This is a genomic window from Lactobacillus delbrueckii subsp. jakobsenii ZN7a-9 = DSM 26046 (assembly GCF_001888925.1).
Classification (GTDB): domain Bacteria; phylum Bacillota; class Bacilli; order Lactobacillales; family Lactobacillaceae; genus Lactobacillus; species Lactobacillus delbrueckii.
Map to the genome: position 1 here is coordinate 172,173 of NZ_CP018218.1, position 15,172 is coordinate 187,344.

Consider the following 15,172-nt stretch of genomic DNA (forward strand, 5'->3'; position numbering starts at 1 on the left):
CTAACGTTTGAATATGTCCTTTTTTATCAAGTTCAAATCCAACAACTAGTTCATCTGTCTGTCTGTTTGTCAAGATTATGTCCTTTTTACTGCAAAGTCAACTGTATAACAAATTTAGTTTTTCTTCTTGTACTTCAAAGCTAGCTTAAGGATTTTACGATCATCAACTAAATAGCGTTTCGCCAGTCTTTTTGGATCTTGAGTAATTCTATAGAACCATTCAAGCCCATGATCAGCCATCCACTTTGGAGCACGCTTAATTTGGCCAGCTTCAAAATCCAGGCTAGCTCCCAAGCCCAAACTAACAGGTACACCAAGGCGTTCACGATTATGATAAATAAATTTTTCCTGCTTAGGAGCTCCCAGACCAACAATCAAAATCTGCGGAGCAACATCCTTAATCATCTTAGTAATCTTATCCATCTCAGACTCATCATTTTCAAAGCCATAAGGCGGGGAGTATACACCACAAACGTTCAAGCCTGGGTAACGATTTTCCAAGTTCCTAGCAGCCTTAGCAGCAACTCCTTCAGCAGCTCCTAAGAAAAACATCTTATAACCCTTTTTAGCAGCTCTTTCACAAAGTAGAGGAAACAGATCTGAACCTGAAATTTTTTCTCTAATTGGCGTTCCATACCACTTAGCTATCCAAGTAAGGGGCTTACCATCACAAAGAATCAAATCTGCGTGTTTATATACTTCTACAATCTCTCCCCCTCGTTCGAGCTGGATGATGTGATCAGCATTAGGAGTAACAACGTATGCATTCTTATCAGCCGCTACTAGCTCTTCAATCGCATCTAATGCCTCCGTCATTGTTAAGTTGTCAATCTCTGTGTTCATGAACTTGATTCGTGACATTAATTTCTACCCACCTTTAAATATACGCAAACCTGAAGATAAAATCACCTTCAGGTTCACACATAACTATATATTCATTTCTATTCTTTACTACCAAATTCGTAGCTTGATTTATCACTAACTGAGATGTCAGAACCAATTTGAGTTTCCAAGACAGATAAGTTAGTTCTTGCAATAATAGTGTGTTTACTACCGGCTGGTAGAGTAATCACACTCCCCGGTTGAATAGCTCTCTCTATACCATCAACAACGACGCGACCAACACCAGACAGAATCGTCCAGACCTCTTCACGTAAATCATGACTGTGATATGACATTCTGTGACCAGCTTTCATGGTAGCTTTAGCTACTAAGTTGTTTTCACCAACACTGATAATCTGATATGATCCCCATGACTTATCTGCATAGCGCACATCAGTAGCAATCTTTTCAACGTAAGGCTTCATATAACCTGATTGCTCTTTCTCAGCTACCAAGATACCATCACCTGAGGCTGCAACAACCATGTCATGTGCCCCCATTACCAAAATTGGAATATCCAATTCATTAATAACGTGAGTGTTAGTTGTTGTTTCGTCCAAAGTGGCATTACCAATTACATTGTCAGCCATAACTTCAGACATCATATTCCAGGTACCGACATCACGCCATTCACCCTTGTAGCGAAGAACGTTAATGCTACTTTCCTTCTCAACAACGGCATAGTCAAAACTGATCTTTTCACATTGATCGTATTTGTTGTAAAGGTCTTGGTAATTTTCAAAATCAATCAACTCATGCGCTTTTTCCATTAAGTATGACAACTTAAAGGCGAAGATTCCTGCGTTCCAAACAGCACCCTGTTCCAAGTACTTTTCTGCAGTTGCACGGTTAGGCTTTTCCTTGAATTCTTTAACCGGACTAACCTTGTCCTTTGATTTAGGAATGATGTAGCCATACTTTTCAGAAGGGTAAGTTGGTTCGATACCCATCAAAGTTAGATTGGCTTGACCAGCAAGTTTTCCAAGCTGTTCGACAGCTTCATAATAGCTATCGCCAACGTAAGGGTCAACGGGACAAACAACAACCGGTTCGTCATCCTTTACACCCATTTCATCATGTAAGTATGCTGCGGCTAAAACAATAGCTGGGAATGTGTCGCGGCGCATTGGCTCTACGCAAACTGAAACATCTTCACCTAATTGATTATGGATTGCTGGTACTTGGGACTTACTAGTCGCAATCGTAACTGTTGCATCTTTGTCAACACGCTTGATTTGACGGTAAACACGCTGAACCATTGATTCATGCTTATCGCCATTTCTGAAAAGCTTGATGAATTGCTTACTTCTAACATCGTTAGACAATGGCCATAAACGCTTGCCAGAACCACCTGAAAGTAAAATGATGTTCATTTGACCTCTTCCTTACTTCATGTACTCAGCTAATTGATCAGCAACTTTCTTTTCTGTTGCTTCTGATTCTTCCATCGTATCTGAAACAATAGAAATGTAAGCTTTAAGCTTAGGCTCAGTACCTGAAGGACGAACAACAACTGAACTTTCACCTTCCAAAAGATACTTCAACACATCTGATTTAGGAAGACCATCCAACCCTTGACTGTAGTCAAGAGTCTCAATTACCTTGCGACCACCAAATTCATTGATGCCTTGGTGGAAGTGCTTCATGATCTCTTGCATCTTTTCGAAACCAGCTGCACCTTCAAAAACATATGAGTGCAAAGTGTTCAAACGGTAGCCATATTGCTTGTAAAGGTCTTCAAGCTTCTCTAACAGACTAATGCCTTGAGTCTTGTAGTAGGCAAACATCTCACAGACCATGAATGCACCACCAATAGCATCTTTGTCACGTACATACGTACTTGACAGGGTACCGTATGATTCTTCGAAACCGAAGATATAATCATTCAAGCGGCCTTCCTTTTCCAAGAGGCCAATCTGTTCCCCAATGAACTTGAAGCCAGTCAAAACATCTATCGTCTTTACACCGTAGTGATCAGCGATCTGGTTCCCCATATCTGAAGTAACGATAGTTTTGACTATGACTGGGTTCTTTGGCATCGTACCATGCTTAATACGCCGACTACAAATGAAGTCAAATAGAAGCAAACCAATTTCATTCCCAGTCAAAAGACGGTAATCCCCGTCCTTAGTCTTTACACCAACGCCACAACGGTCTGCGTCTGGGTCAGTAGCCAAAAGGATATCAGCGCCAACCTTCTTGCAAGTATCAAGACCAAGCTGCATGGCTTCACGGTATTCTGGATTAGGGAACGGGCAGGTAGGGAAGTTGCCATCTGGCATTTCTTGTTCCTTAACCAATGTAATGTTTGTAAAACCAGCTTCTTTTAAAGCTCGAGTCATTGGAACTCGGCCTGTACCGTTTAACGGAGTGTAAACAATCGCCATATCACGGTTGATATCTTCAGTAACAACCGATTGTTTCTTAACTTCTTCAATAAAGGATGTCAATACTTCATCTGAGATGTATTTAACCTTACCCGCTTCCAAATCAGCATTGAAGTCACCCATCTTAACATCAAAGTAGTCAATAGCTTCGATTTCCTTAAGGATTTCAGCAGCAGTTTCAGTAGTAATCTGACAACCATCGTCACCATAAACCTTGTAGCCATTGTACTTAGATGGGTTGTGCGATGCAGTAATCATAATACCAGCTGATGTGTGCAAGTAACGAGTCGCAAATGAAACAGTAGGAACTGGGCTCAGCTGTGGCCAAATATTAACTTGAATACCATTCAGCACAAAAACAGTTGAAGCAACTTTTGCGAAAAGATCTGACTTAATCCGTGAATCGTAGCCAATAGCAACAGAAGGATTGTCGTACTTCTTGTTCAAATAGTTGCTTAACCCTTGTGACGCTCTAGCAACAGTATATACATTCATTCTGTTTGTACCTGCGCCAATAGTACCGCGAAGACCACCAGTACCGAATTCCAAATCACGATAGAATGCATCTTCAATTTGTTCTTCGTTCATACTGTTGAGCTCAACGCTTAAGTCTGGATCAGCAATTGCTAATTTTGACCATCTACTGTATTCATTCTTGATATTTTCTTTTAACATTAGTCTTTCCTTTAAAAAAAGCCGTTTCCTACTCTTCATACATCCCGTTCGGATGGAAAATAACCCCAATTGTCTTGATGATGATCCATAGATCAAAGAAGACGCCACTCCGGTTGATGTACTCGATGTCAAGCTGCACCATTTCCGGAAAGTCTGCCGCGTTCCGGCAGGTTGCCTGCCAAAGGCCACTACATCCCGGCTTAACCAGTAATCTCTGCTTGTCATAGTCAGTATACTGTTCCACCTCATTTGGCAACGGCGGCCGGGGACCAACCAGTGACATATTCCCAATCAGCACATTCCAAAGCTGAGGCAATTCATCTAAGCTGTGAGCTCTGATGAACTTGCCAATATTAGTGATCCGTGGGTCATCATGCATCTTAAACATAGCCCCTTCGACTTCATTTTGCTCCAGCAGATCCTTCTTCAGCTTGTCAGCATTGACCACCATAGACCGGAACTTGTAAATCCGGAAAGGTTTCTCATCCTTGCCGATTCTGATTTGTGAGTAAAAGACTGGTCCGCCGTCTTCGCCATGAATCTTGATCGCCAGCACCAGAAAAAGCGGCGACAACAAAATCAAGGCAACCAAGGAAGCCAGAAAGTCAAAGAGACGCTTAATCCCATGGTAGAGAGGGCGGCCCTTGACTTTGGACTGTTTAACATATGCTGGACTGCTGCTATATCCCATATCCATTTTTTCCTCTCCTTCATCCAAATTTCTACTTTAAAACAGACCCAAGAACTTCTTGCGCTTCTTCGGTAAAGGTTGCCAGTCTAGGTAAACTGGATCGCCATTGATTACCGCTTGCGCATTATCCAAGTACTCCTGTTTCTTATCTTCACCAAATTCTTTTGCCAACTTGTTTAACGCTTCACCCAATTGGTATTGCCGTCTTGGCAAATCATGAGCATCACTGGCAAAGAAGGCACATTGTCCAGCCTTGATAAACTCCCGGCTACATTCTTCAATTTCTTTGCCAAACAAGCCGGTATATGAGCTAGCCGTGATCTGTACCAAAACTCCCATTTCCAAGAATTCCTGCAGCTTCTGTGGATTTGCCAGAATTTCCTTATTCCGTTCTGGGTGAACAATGATTGGCGTAATCCCTCTTCTGGTCAGTTCGTACACCATGTTCTTGGTGTAATGTGGCACTTCATTGCTTGGCAATTCCAAGAGCATGTAGTGGCCATCTTCATCGCAGAAGAGGATGTCATCATTGTCAAGAGCTTCAGTCAAGCCACCTGACAATCTGACTTCATGTCCTGGAAAGACCGTCAGCGGAATACCCGCTTGGTCAATCCGGTCTTGAAACTCTTCCGTCAACTTGATCACATCTTGCTTGTGGTTGGTGTAGCGGCCATTCAATGTGTGTGGAGTACACAAAGCATGGGTTACGCCATCCGCAACCGCGGCTCTGGCAAGCTTAAGTGAAGCCTCCCAAGACTTTGAACCATCGTCGATCCCTGGTAAGATGTGACAGTGTAAATCAACTACCGGCATGAGCTACTTCTTTCTCCCAAAGAGACCCTTCTTCTCCTTTTCTTCGCCATAACCGTAGCCGTATCCATAACCATAACCATATCCATAGCCGTCATCCCCATCGGCATCAACATCGTTCATAACATAACCTAAAATTGGTGACTTAGTCAGCTTAAGCAGCTCAACTGCCCGCTTTACCGCTGACTTCTGTGAATATGCCTGGCGCACAACCAAGATCGTCCCGTCCAAAGAACTGGTCAGTAGCTGGGTTTCGGCCGCGTCCAAGACCGGTGCTAAGTCGATAACTACCATGTCGTATTCTTGCTTCAAGTCTTCAATCAAGTTCAACATATGCTTGGAAGACAGAAGTTCTGAAGGGTTTGGCGGGATTGGACCTGCAGTAAGGATTGACAGGTTCTCAACTCCGCTTTCCCGGATCACACTGTTTGCGCCCATTTCTTTTGCCCGGCTAGTCAACAGAGTCGTCAAGCCGTTACTGTTGGATACGTTGAAAGTGGAGTGCAAGGTTGGCCGACGCAAGTCCGCGTCGATCAAGATCGTCTTCTTACCAACTTGTGCCATGGTAATGGACACATTGGCACTAACCGTAGACTTGCCGGCACTGGCCATGGCTGAGGTAAAGGCGATCGTCTTTACTTCTTTATCAACGTTCATGAAGTTGATGTTGGTCCGGATGTTTCTGAACTGTTCTGAAATAACGCTTTGCGGGTTGGCCAAAGTAATCAGCTTGACCCCGTTCTTCATTGTTTCACTGTCGAAATGCTTTTTTCTGCCAAATAAGCCCATGCTAACCTCCTAAACCCGTCTTCTGGAACTGCCACGCTTTTCAGCGGTCTTAGCCGTAAAGGTCCAGTCCTTTGGCATCGTGATATGTCCAATTTCACCCAAGTTGGTCAAGCCTTTACCCAAGTTGGTCGAGCCAAGTTCATTGGTCATGAATGAATCTTCACGAACAGTCGTATCTGACAAGTCCTTGATGATGATGATCAACAAGCTGACTACCAAACCAACTAAGGCACCAACAGCCGTCATCATCTTCACGTTAGGGAAGCTCTTAGTGCCGTTAGATGCAGTTGCAACGATGGTCACGTTGTTAATATCCATGATAGATGGCAGCTGTTCCTTGAACTCCTTGGCAACGGCGTTGGCTTCGGCCTTGGCCTTGACTGGGGTTTCTGCCGTAGCAGATACGCTGAAGACCTGAGATGAAGTGGTCGTCGTAACACTAATGGCGCTCTTTAATTCGCTAGCAGAAACAGTGTAGCTCTTGCCATCCCGCTTGATCACAGCTGGCTTGGCCTTAACGGCCTTTTTAACTAAGACTTTAGTGCCATCGTCTTGAGTCTTGTAGACAGCCTTCTTGGCTGGAGTGGCTTTTCTGACAACCGTAACCGGGTTGGCCAGGTACTTGGAAGCGCCCTTCAAGATCTTGCTACTGGTAATCAGGTCCTTGTAAGTGGTAACGGCGTTAACATCGGCTTGCTGCATAGCGTAAGCTTGGCTAGCATCGCTAGATTTCCGGTTAACCAAAAGCTGGGTCGTCGCCGTGTACTTAGGAGCGATCAGGTAATCGGATACGCCGTAAGCGACTAAGCCTAAGCCAATGGTCCAAATCAAAATGCTAATAATGTGCTTTCTGATTAAGATGAAAAGCCTGCGCAGGTCAATGGTTACTTCTTCATTATTCTGTTGTTCAGCGCTCACTAGTTGTCCTCCTTATAAACGTTGACATTCTTAATTCCTAAAGTTTGCCGGATGTTATTGGAAATCCGCTGTCTTTCCTTAGTAGACATGATTTCAACTTCCATGTTGCCGAATCTTTGATTGTTGACGCTGCTGCTCTTCCCTTGAGCGTAGTCTGACTTGACATTGTCAGTTGCCCCTTGGTAATTCATGGCCAACTTAATCATGTCGTTCAAACTTAGATCAGTCTGTATGCTGTCACCCAAAGATTGCATGAATGAGCTGTTCAAGATGGTCTTGTAGGACACGCTCTTCTTAATTGCAGCCATCATCACCAGCCGTTCACGCTCCTGGCGGCCGTAGTCTTGCCGCGGATCACCGTGGCGGAGCTGGACGAAAGCCAAAGCCTTCTTACCAGAGATGTGGTAGGTCTGCCCTTCTTTAAAGCTGTAACCCATGTTGGTGAAGGTCAGTGGTGACACTACATCCACCCCGCCCATCTTGGTGATGATCTTCATGGTGCTTTCCCAGTTGACCAGGACGTAGCCATCGATCGGCACGCTGTAGTACTTGTCCAAAGTCTTGATCGTTTCACTGACCCCGCCCAAAGAGTAGGCGCTGTTCAGCTTGATCGGTGAAACCTCCGGGTAATCCGGCAGGTTAACCTTGGAGTCCCGGGCGATCGTGGTTACCCGCGTCTGCTTCTTACTTGGATTGACCGTGACAAACATCATCAAGTCAGTCAAGCCGTGGTAGTTCTTTACGCTCCGTCCTTCAGCCCCGGTGTCAGTCCCCAGAATCAAGAGGTTGACTGGCTTCTTGGCATCCAGGATCTTGTCTAAGCTGGACCGGTTCTTATTTGACTTGGTAGACTTTGAAACCGGCGTGTACATCGTCGTCGCTGCATCCCTGGCATTCTTATAAGCATGACCGATTACTAATAACCCTGCCAGCAGCAAGACCCCAACAATCCCCGCGATCCAGCGGCCGATATGGCGCTTACGGCGGCGGTGATGGTGATGATGATGGTGGTGGTGAACACGACTTTGATCAGGTTCATTCATAATTATCTTTTCTTGTTCTCCTTATATCCCATACCCATTTTTTATCTCTATTTTTCCTAGAACATAACGGTTCTTGTTGGATAAGCATTGCTACTATAGCATGCACAATCCATGATAATGTCCTATTATACATCTCATCTCATTCACAAAAAAGGTCTAAATCGTTTCCAATCTATTTCCATGGATCAAATCTCCTTAACATTTATCTGTTTAAGCAATTTCCACCTAAATTTAGGCAAATTCAGCGCTTTTTCTTCTCCGCTTCTTTACAATAGATAATAAATAGATGTACAAATTCATCATCTAGCAATACAGAAAGGAAGTTATAGATGATCGACAATCAAGCTCACTCAGTCAAGGCCTACTTAGCCGGCGTCAATCTTGATGATCCCAACTTTGACTACTCCATGACCGAACTGGCCAATTTAGCAGAAGCCAATAATTTCACCGTTGTCGGCTCCAGCCAACAGAAGGCGGAAAACATCGTCGCCTCCAGCTACCTGGGCAAGGGCAAGGTGGCTGAAATCAAAGACCTGGCCCAAGGACTCGGGGCCTCCGTCCTCATCGTCAACGATGAACTGACCCCAGTCCAAATCCGCAACCTGGAACACATGACCAAACTCCGCGTCATCGACCGGACCGAACTCATCCTGGAAATCTTCTCTTCCCGGGCCCGGACCAAGCAAGCCAAGCTGCAGGTCCAATTAGCGCGCCTGCAGTATGAACTGCCCCGCCTGCACCCGTCCGAAAACAACCTCGACCAGCAGCACGGCAGCGGCGGTTCCACCGGCGGGGGCTTCGCCAACCGCGGGGCCGGGGAATCCAAACTGGAAATGAACCGGCGAACCATCGGCAAGCAGATCTCCGCTATCAAACATGAATTAAAGGAAATCTCGGGTCAGGAAGAAATCAAGGCTGCCCGCCGCAACCAGAGCCAGCTGCCTAAGGTCGCCCTGGTCGGCTATACCAACGCCGGCAAGTCTACCACCATGAATGGCCTGCTCAATGCCTTTGGAGCTGGCAATGAAGATAAACAGGTCATGGCCAAAGACATGCTCTTTGCAACCCTGGACACCTCAGTCCGCCTGATCGACCTGGATGGCTTCTCCTTTATCCTGTCTGACACGGTCGGCTTCGTCTCCAAGCTCCCCCACAAGCTGGTCGACTCTTTCAAAGCGACCCTGCAGGAAGCCAAAGACGCTGACCTCTTGATCAATGTCGTTGACGCCGCTGACCCGAACATGAACCAGATGATCAAGACCACTCTGGAAGTCTTGGACGAAATCGGCGTCAAGGACCTGCCAATGATCACGGCCTACAACAAGGCTGACTTGACAGACCGTAACTACCCGCAGATTGAAGGGGGCGACCTTCTTTACAGCGCGGTTGACCCAGCTTCCATCCAGGCCCTGGCCAAGCTGATCACGACCCGCCTTTTCAGCAATTACCAGATCACTGACCTCCGCCTGCCGCTAACAGCCGGCAAAGACCTGGCCTACCTGCACCAGCACTCCCGGGTCTTAAAGGAAGACTACCAAGCTGACGGAATCGAAGTTTCCGCCCGCCTGTCACCCCAAGACCGGGCACGTTTTAGCGCCTACCAAATTTAGACCGCATAAAAAGCCAGACTCTATCACTAGAGCTTGGCTTTCCTATTGCTATAGAACTCTTCTTGCCCGACCAGGCCAGAAGTAGGTGGACAGGCTCGCTTGTACAACCCCCTGCTGGTCTCCAGCAGCGGTAACGTACTTCCCGTCCCCCACGTAAATGGCTACATTATATGGTTTATTCTTGGAACCCCAAAAGAGCAGGTCTCCTTCCGCGAAGCCAGAACTTGGATCAACCGCGATCCCCTTCTTGACCTGGCTCTTGGTGCTGGAACCTGTATTGACGCCAGCTGCCTGCTTGTAGACATAGGCAACCAAACTGGCATTGTCAAAGGCATTCGGGCCCTTGGAGCCCTTGACATAGGCCTTGCCGACCTGCTGCTTAGCCAAAGACACGACTGCCTTAGCCCGGGCCTTAGACCCCATCGGGGCAAACCAAGAGGCTGCCAAACTGGCAGCACTGCGGGCCTTCTTAACCGTCTTCTTAGATTTAGCCTTGGCCTTCTTGGCCTTCACGGCCTTCTTGGCAGACTTGACCTGGTTAAAGTACTTGGCCATGACCCATTCCCTCTTGCCAATCCGGTACCACAGATTGCCCATGGAGTCAGTTGCCGTCTGGTAGACAAAGTGGCTGCTGCCCTTCTTTAAATGAGTCGCAACATGCCGCCCTCTCTGATAGTTGGTCCAGACAGTGACATATTGCTTGCTGATAACCTTGATCCGCTTGCTGGCGGCCTGGGCCTGCTTGACCGGCTTGACCCCTGTCGCTGAGATCCCTAAGAAAGTCAGCGCTACAGCAGAAAACTTGATCATATTAGACTTCTTCATGCTCATTTTCTCCCTTACACCGCTAACTCTATTTTAACACGGAAACTAGAGACGCCGGGCCGTTGATGGCCAGAAGTAACTGCTGATGGTTGCCAAGATAACCCCCTGCTGCTCATCAGCGGCGGAAACATATTGACCATTACCAACATAAATTGCAACGTGATATGGCGCTGCCACATCCCCCCAGAAGAGGAGGTCCCCCGGCTGCAGGCTGGCCGTTGATACCGGCACAGCTACGCCTTCCTCAACCTGGGTATAGGTAGTCCGGGAAACGGTTTGACCAATCGCGGTCTTGTAAACCCATTGGACTAAGCCGGAGCAGTCAAAGCTGCTTGGACCGGTCGCGCCCCAGACATAAGCCTTGCCGACTTGCGCCTTGGCTAAGGCTACTACGGCATTTTGCCGCCAAGATGAACCAACGGGAGCCTGGGAAGAAGCAGCTTGCGTCAATTGATTGGTGTTTAAGACCGGGTTGGCCGGTTTCTTGGCTGCAGTCTGTTTGGTCGTTGTTAAGACAACCGTGTACTTGCTGGCAATCCACTTTCTATTCCCAATCTTCAGCCAAACCTTGTGCTTCTTGTCAGTAGCTGAGGCCTTGACCTTCTTGACCGTACCCTTCTTAAGGTACTTGTGGGTCTTCTTGCCCTTCTTGTAGTTGGTCCAAACCGGAGCCTTCTTGACTACCTGGACCTTGGAAAGGTGACCCTTGACTTGCGCGTTTGCTGGCTGGCCGCCTAGGCCCAGTCCCCCGAAAAAGAGCGCCGCCACGCCCAAGAATTTAATCCATCTTGCATTACCCATATTTTTTCCTCCAACGGAAGCAAAACTTATACCTAATATTAATGATAAGCGTTCGCCCCCCTGGCCCGCAAGCCCCCTAATGATACAAAAATATTACAAAAAACGGGGAAGGCGCCGTCGCCCTCCCCGCTGGAAATATGCAAGTGTTGAATAATCGCTGCAGTTTGTCCCGTTGGAACAAAAAAGCCGTCGTAACGACGGCTAATTCAAACGTGTAAACTTTAAATCGGCCGTCACCGGCTCGAGTTCATTCTACTTAGACTAGCGGAAAAATGCAAGATAAGAACGCGGCTTAAATTACTTTCCGCGCGCTGGATGGGTAGAAAGCACTGGAGCGGTTCGCGCTGACCTTGTACTTAATCACCCCAACCGTCGGGCTGGAGGCATGGACGAACTTGCCGCCGCCCACGTAAATCCCTACGTGGCTTGGAGCTGACTTAGAACCAAAGAAGAGCAGGTCCCCCTTGACCAGCTTCTTGGTTGATACCGCCTTGCCGTAGTAGAGCTGGCTGACTGAGTAGTGCGGCAATGTCAAGCCTGTTGCCTTCTTGTACACGTACATGGTCAAACCTGAGCAATCAAAACTGTAAGGACCAGTTGCCCCCCAGACATAAGCCTTGCCGACTTGTGCGTTAGCCAGCTTAACAACTTTGTTCTGCTTAGTCTTTTTAGCCGCGGCGGCCTTAATTGAAGCGTACTTCTTAGTCGTGACTGTGTTAGTCCCCAGAATCCACTTGTTGTCCTTGATCCGATACCAGGTCCGGCCCTTGTACTGGGCCTGGCCCGTGGCCGTGAACTTGTAGCCGGACTTAACCTGGCCAGCCAATTTCTTGCCGGCCCCGTAAGTGGTCCAGGTGTTGACCTTGTTACCCTTATTGTAGGCTACCCGGGTCTTCTTCACGATCGTAATATTGCTGTCCTGGCTGTCGGTTGCCGCGTAGGCCGGCTGCGCCCCGCCGAGCCAAACTGCCAGCAGTAAAAGGACTAAACTGAATTTCCGCTTCATTATAACTGTTTTCTCCTAAATTGAATCCGCTTTTTCTAGTGTAAGCAAGTTTTGTTACAGAAAGGTTACAGAAAAAATACAGTTATTTTTTAATAACAAAAGGCAAAACATACTAACCTAGTGTTGGATGATTACTCGACGGAGTAGTCGTTCAACACTTTTTCTTTTACTATGTAAAGTGGAGATGAAGCCAATGCCGTTCCTTTTCTGGACACACGATGTCGTAGGCAAAACGGGCAGCTTCACCATTCAATTGTGAATCTCGTCTAAGTATGTTGGCTGTTAAAGTCCTGTTGAGAAAATTAGATCTGATTGGATTAGGTGAAGGTAGCTCATCTCCGAGTAAAGCGGAGGTTTATTCTTATGGATTTATTGAAAACTGTTTTCGGTATTGATGTTAGCAGCCGAAAGTCTAACGTATGCATTATGGTCAATGGCCAAAAAGTTAATGACTATGCCATCTACAACGATATGGTAGGCTTCAATCAGCTGCTAGGTGACCTTAAGCAGGTTACTAACCCACAGATTATCTTTGAAGCAACTGGCGTCTATTCCAGAAGACTCCAGGCGTTTTTAGACATGCACGAATTGCGCTATGTCATGATGAACCCGCTGGAAGCCAAAAGAAAGACAAAGGATAACCTGCACCAGAACAAGACCGATAAGCTTGATGCCTTGTACCTTGCCAAGCTGCAATCTGAGCACCCGCAGCGGCTGGCCTACGTTCAAAGCGAAGAATATCAAGAATTGATGGCCAATAACCGTATCTATGAGCAGGCTTCGCACGATCTGATAACCAACAGGAATAGACTGCACAAAGCCATTCAGCTCACTTTCCCAGAGATTGAGCACTTAATGGTTAATCCGAGAGGGAAAAACTACTGGAGTATTGTCCTCAGATTCCCACACCCAGATATCGTACTAGAAACAAAAGAAGCCGATATCATCGACTTCTTAAAGGGCTTAACCGGTATTGGTAAAAAACGCGCTAACGACATAGCGCAAAGTCTTATTCGGTTGGCTAAAGTCGCATGCCCAGCTGTCAAAAAGAACAGTGCTCATATTCGTGGCCTCAAAATGGCTATTAACAACATTTTGAGCGCTGAAGAAGAGTGCCAGACTGCTTTACAGGAGATGGCTAAGCTGGCTCCTAAACGGGATCTGGAGATCCTCACAAGCATTCCAGGCATCGGCGAAAACACTGCTCTAAGAATCATTAGTGAGCTTGGGGATATCAGACGCTTTAACAACCCTAGCCAATTAAATGCCTTCGTTGGTGTTGATCCTCAAGTTTATGAATCTGGCAACCTCACGGCCCACCTGTCAATTTCAAAGCGTGGGACAGCTATTGGCAGAAAGGTGCTGTACTTGGCCATAAACCAAATTCAGTCGGCTAAGAAAGTGGGAAACCCTTGCCATATTGCGGATTATTACGAGAAACGAAAACGGTCTTCTGAGACTGCAAGTCACAAGAAGGCCGCTATCGCATCGATCCATAAATTATTACGGACGATCTTCGCTTTAATTAAGAATGATCAATTGTATAGCTATGACGTAGCCAAACATAACCAAAGACTTTTGTCATAAAAATTGATCCAATAGATATTATAACAGCCTCTTTTTTGAAATTACAGAAGGTGGCTGTATTTATCATGCCCTAAACCAGATATTTAACTCGATTCTCCGGGAACCATTTCCCGATTAGGCCCTTATTTCAAAATAAAATTGCCTAAAATCGTTGATAACACTTGACTTAGAGTAGAAAAGAAAAAGGACGCCAACTGGCGTCCTATATAAAGGATATTTCTCAATTAAATCAAGCGCTTGGCAGTTGATGGCCAGAAGTAGTAGCTCAGGCTCTGCTTGATCACGCCCTGGCTTGGAGTAGCCGCGTGAACAAACTTGCCGTCGCCCACGTAAATCCCCACGTGGTATGGTGAAGACTTGGAACCCCAGAAAAGCAGGTCCCCCTTCTTCAAAGTTGTCGTAGAAACAGCAACCGTCTTGCCTTGGTGCACTTGCGTGTAAGTGGTTCGGGTAATGTACTTGCCTAGGGCCCGGCTGTAAACGTAGCTAGTCAAGCCGGAGCAGTCAAAGCTGTAAGGACCAGTGGCACCCCAAACGTAAGGCTTGCCCACTTGGGCCTTGGCCAAGGCAACAACCTTGTTTTGCTTGGTCTGCTTGCTCTTAGATACCTTCTTGGCTGCCGCAGCCTTCTTAGCTGCCTTGGCAGCGGCCTTCTTGGCTTCTGCTGCCTTCTTGGCCCAGGCTTTAGGACTCAAAGTGTAAGAAGCCAGAATCCATTCGTTGTCAGCGATCTTGTACCAGGTTTGCTTCTTGTACTTAACTTCGCCGATCACCGTCAAAGTAGTCCCGTGCTTGAAGCTGATGCCAGTGTCGTTGGCCGCGCCAAGCTTAACCTTGTAATTCTTCCAGGCCTTAACGCTGTAGCCGGACACGTAGTTGACCACAACCTGCTTGTTAACAGCCTCAACAGTCGCTGCCTGGGCGGCCGGAGCTTGGGCGCTGGCGGCAACAGGTGCGACCAGGGCCAGGGCCATTAAAACTTTGACTAATAAACTCTTGAACTTCAAAACTTGATACCCTTTTCTATTCTGATGTTTTACACAGGTTCTATAATAAATTACCGATGTTACAAGAATGTTACAAAAAGGATACTAGATTGTTAAAATTAAGTCCAATTTAAAAAGGCCAACGCTTTTTGCCGCGCTGAC

At 46.6% G+C, this 15,172-nt stretch carries 14 protein-coding genes; 2 read left to right on the forward strand and 12 right to left on the reverse strand.

Translation table 11 applies throughout. The features are described 5' to 3' along the window. Positions 1–114: 114 nt before the first annotated feature. The 8 genes from LJ046_RS01000 to LJ046_RS01035 form a co-directional block, all read right to left on the reverse strand. Entirely contained in the window at positions 115–861 is a 747-nt protein-coding gene (locus LJ046_RS01000) for a WecB/TagA/CpsF family glycosyltransferase (protein WP_002880140.1), read from the reverse strand. A gap of 80 nt (positions 862–941) precedes the next feature. After that, the gene (locus LJ046_RS01005; RefSeq protein WP_002880139.1) at positions 942–2,255 is read right to left on the reverse strand and encodes a sugar phosphate nucleotidyltransferase; all 1,314 of its coding nucleotides are present in this window, start codon (positions 2,253–2,255) and stop codon (positions 942–944) included. Between the two features lie 12 nt (positions 2,256–2,267). Further along, positions 2,268–3,944, reverse strand: a complete 1,677-nt coding sequence (locus LJ046_RS01010; RefSeq protein WP_002880137.1) for a phospho-sugar mutase — start codon at positions 3,942–3,944, stop codon at positions 2,268–2,270. A gap of 28 nt (positions 3,945–3,972) precedes the next feature. Further along, positions 3,973–4,641, reverse strand: coding sequence for a sugar transferase (locus LJ046_RS01015; protein ID WP_002880136.1), 669 nt, complete (start codon positions 4,639–4,641; stop codon positions 3,973–3,975). Positions 4,642–4,671: 30 nt separating this feature from the next. Then, the gene (locus tag LJ046_RS01020; RefSeq protein ID WP_002880135.1) at positions 4,672–5,448 is read right to left on the reverse strand and encodes a tyrosine-protein phosphatase; all 777 of its coding nucleotides are present in this window, start codon (positions 5,446–5,448) and stop codon (positions 4,672–4,674) included. A 3-nt stretch (positions 5,449–5,451) separates the two neighbouring features. Continuing rightward, positions 5,452–6,234, reverse strand: a complete 783-nt coding sequence (locus tag LJ046_RS01025; RefSeq protein ID WP_002880132.1) for a CpsD/CapB family tyrosine-protein kinase — start codon at positions 6,232–6,234, stop codon at positions 5,452–5,454. Between the two features lie 9 nt (positions 6,235–6,243). Then, positions 6,244–7,152, reverse strand: a complete 909-nt coding sequence (locus LJ046_RS01030; RefSeq protein ID WP_002880131.1) for a YveK family protein — start codon at positions 7,150–7,152, stop codon at positions 6,244–6,246. After that, positions 7,152–8,195 (reverse strand): LCP family protein, encoded by a 1,044-nt coding sequence (locus LJ046_RS01035; protein ID WP_035176866.1) that lies wholly within the window; start codon positions 8,193–8,195, stop codon positions 7,152–7,154. The genes LJ046_RS01030 and LJ046_RS01035 overlap by 1 nt, the downstream gene beginning before the upstream one ends. 329 nt (positions 8,196–8,524) lie before the next feature. Here LJ046_RS01035 and hflX point away from each other — a divergent pair, with 329 nt between their 5' ends. Continuing rightward, positions 8,525–9,805 carry a GTPase HflX gene (hflX, locus tag LJ046_RS01040; protein WP_002880127.1) on the forward strand — a complete coding sequence of 427 codons (1,281 nt, stop codon included), beginning with the start codon at positions 8,525–8,527 and terminating at the stop codon, positions 9,803–9,805. Positions 9,806–9,853: 48 nt separating this feature from the next. Here the strand turns inward: hflX and LJ046_RS01045 are convergent, their stop codons facing one another. The 3 genes from LJ046_RS01045 to LJ046_RS01055 form a co-directional block, all read right to left on the reverse strand. Next, the gene (locus tag LJ046_RS01045; RefSeq protein WP_002880125.1) at positions 9,854–10,630 is read right to left on the reverse strand and encodes a C40 family peptidase; all 777 of its coding nucleotides are present in this window, start codon (positions 10,628–10,630) and stop codon (positions 9,854–9,856) included. 45 nt (positions 10,631–10,675) lie between these two features. After that, positions 10,676–11,431: a C40 family peptidase gene (locus tag LJ046_RS01050; protein WP_002880123.1), complete on the reverse strand. Its 756-nt coding sequence runs from the start codon at positions 11,429–11,431 to the stop codon at positions 10,676–10,678. 292 nt (positions 11,432–11,723) lie between these two features. Continuing rightward, positions 11,724–12,437 carry a C40 family peptidase gene (locus tag LJ046_RS01055; protein ID WP_002880122.1) on the reverse strand — a complete coding sequence of 238 codons (714 nt, stop codon included), beginning with the start codon at positions 12,435–12,437 and terminating at the stop codon, positions 11,724–11,726. A gap of 363 nt (positions 12,438–12,800) precedes the next feature. Here LJ046_RS01055 and LJ046_RS01060 point away from each other — a divergent pair, with 363 nt between their 5' ends. Beyond that, complete coding sequence (locus tag LJ046_RS01060) at positions 12,801–14,024, forward strand: IS110 family RNA-guided transposase (RefSeq protein WP_072557688.1); 1,224 nt, start codon at positions 12,801–12,803, stop codon at positions 14,022–14,024. A 224-nt stretch (positions 14,025–14,248) separates the two neighbouring features. Here LJ046_RS01060 and LJ046_RS01065 read toward each other — a convergent pair whose 3' ends face one another. Further along, positions 14,249–15,031, reverse strand: coding sequence for a C40 family peptidase (locus LJ046_RS01065; protein WP_002879477.1), 783 nt, complete (start codon positions 15,029–15,031; stop codon positions 14,249–14,251). Positions 15,032–15,172: the final 141 nt, after the last annotated feature.